The organism is Azospirillum sp. B506 (genome assembly GCF_000333595.1).
In the GTDB taxonomy this organism is placed as follows: Bacteria; Pseudomonadota; Alphaproteobacteria; order Azospirillales; family Azospirillaceae; genus Azospirillum.
Genome location: NZ_BADK01000954.1, coordinates 1 through 1,586 on the forward strand (window position 1 = coordinate 1; position 1,586 = coordinate 1,586).

The window sequence follows — 1,586 nt, forward strand, 5'->3', positions numbered from 1 at the left end:
CATCCTTTCTGGCGCTGCCACGACTCAAAGACCTGTGTTGTCTCACCCCCCCCGAAAACGTACGTATGCCCATCATTCTCCGTGCCCAGCGGCGACAGCGGGTGTATCCTTCACCGGACCGTGACCCGATCCCCCGCTCCCGCCCGGCCGGCGCAGTTCCGCCGCCCCGCCCGTCCGCCGGATCGAGCCGCCCCCGCGACACCGCCGACAGCCCGTCCACGCCCCACCGGGCCGGTCAAGGAAGAGGGAGGAGTCCCGCCATGGCGAACCGCTGGTACATGCCCGAGCATAAGGCCCCGCTGGCAGACATGCTGGTGGTGCCCGAGGATGTCCGAATCCGGTCCATCGACAGCCTCAGCCTGGGCGAGGCGCTGGCCTTGGGATGGCGCGACTTCCTGGCGGCACCGACGCAACTGCTGTTCCTGGGCGTCATCTATCCGCTGGTCGGGCTGGTCGCGGCGCGCATCGCCTATGGCGGCGAGCTGCTGCCGCTGTTCTACCCGCTGGTCGCCGGCCTCGCCTTCGTCGGCCCGCTCGCCGCCGTCGGCATCTACGAGCTGAGCCGGCGGCGGGAACGCGGCCAGCCGGTGTCCTGGACCAACGCGCTGGACGTCTTCCGGTCGCGGGCGATCTGGTCGATTGCGGCGCTGGGGCTGCTGATGCTGACGCTTTATGTGCTGTGGCTGGAGGCGGCGCAGATCGTCTACGACCACACGCTGGGCCGGCTGGAACCGGGAAGCGTCGGCACCTTTGTCCATCTGCTGTTCACCACGCCGGAGGGCTGGCAGATGATCGTGCTGGGCAACGCCGTCGGCCTGATCTTCGCTCTGGCGACCCTGGCGCTGAGCGTGGTGTCCTTCCCGATGATGCTGGATCGCGAGGTGGACTGGATCATCGCGATGCAGACCTCGGTGCGCGCGGTGATGGCGAACCCCGGCCCGATGATGCTGTGGGGCGTGATCGTGGTGGCGCTGCTGGCGATCGGGTGCCTGCCGGCCTTCGCCGGGCTGGCGATCGTCATGCCGGTGCTGGGGCACGCGACGTGGCACCTGTATCGGCGGGTGGTGGGGAAATTTATCAAAAGCATAGTTTAAATTACGAAAATTTTGCACAAGCAAAACTTGCGCAATAACCGTTACTAAATGGAATAGCGATATTATGCATTAATTTATCTCAGCTAAAAACTATTTTTTATTACACAAGAACAGTCTCCATTTTCATCGCGAACAATTTTGTTAATCGAGATATTCTTACTTGCTAATAAGTTGATATTACCGTCCTCCCAATCCATCCAACTTGGCTTAGTTATTTTCTCACCCAATGGAACCCTAAACAAAGATGGCGACGATGATCGGTCAATAGAAAGATTATCTATTTTGTATGCTACGTGAAGTGTTATACTAGAAAAATTTGGCAAATCAAATATTCCCTTAATTGCTAAGGCATTTAAAAGCCCTGCTTCAGCTTGTTCTTTTGTGGAATCCCAAGATTTTTTGTTCAATTTACTTTTCATCTCAACTATCTCTAAATGAATTTCTTCTCCGTCAAATCTAAAAATTATCCCGTCTGGCTTCTTCTGATTTTTA

General features: G+C 57.3%; 2 protein-coding genes. One reads left to right on the forward strand and one right to left on the reverse strand.

Annotated elements, in window-relative coordinates:
- Positions 1 to 260 precede the first annotated feature (260 nt).
- Entirely contained in the window at positions 261 to 1,094 is an 834-nt protein-coding gene (locus I71_RS29655; RefSeq protein WP_244434138.1) for a DUF2189 domain-containing protein, read from the forward strand.
- An 83-nt stretch (positions 1,095 to 1,177) separates the two neighbouring features.
- Here I71_RS29655 and I71_RS38585 read toward each other — a convergent pair.
- Positions 1,178 to 1,586: hypothetical protein (locus tag I71_RS38585; RefSeq protein ID WP_199902290.1), on the reverse strand; the 409-nt coding region annotated here is incomplete at its 5' end.

Bases quoted from the DNA above. Each gene is read 5' to 3' on its own strand.
- I71_RS29655 (WP_244434138.1), top strand. From the start codon at position 261: ATGGCGAACCGCTGGTACATGCCCGAGCATAAGGCCCCGCTGGCAGAC.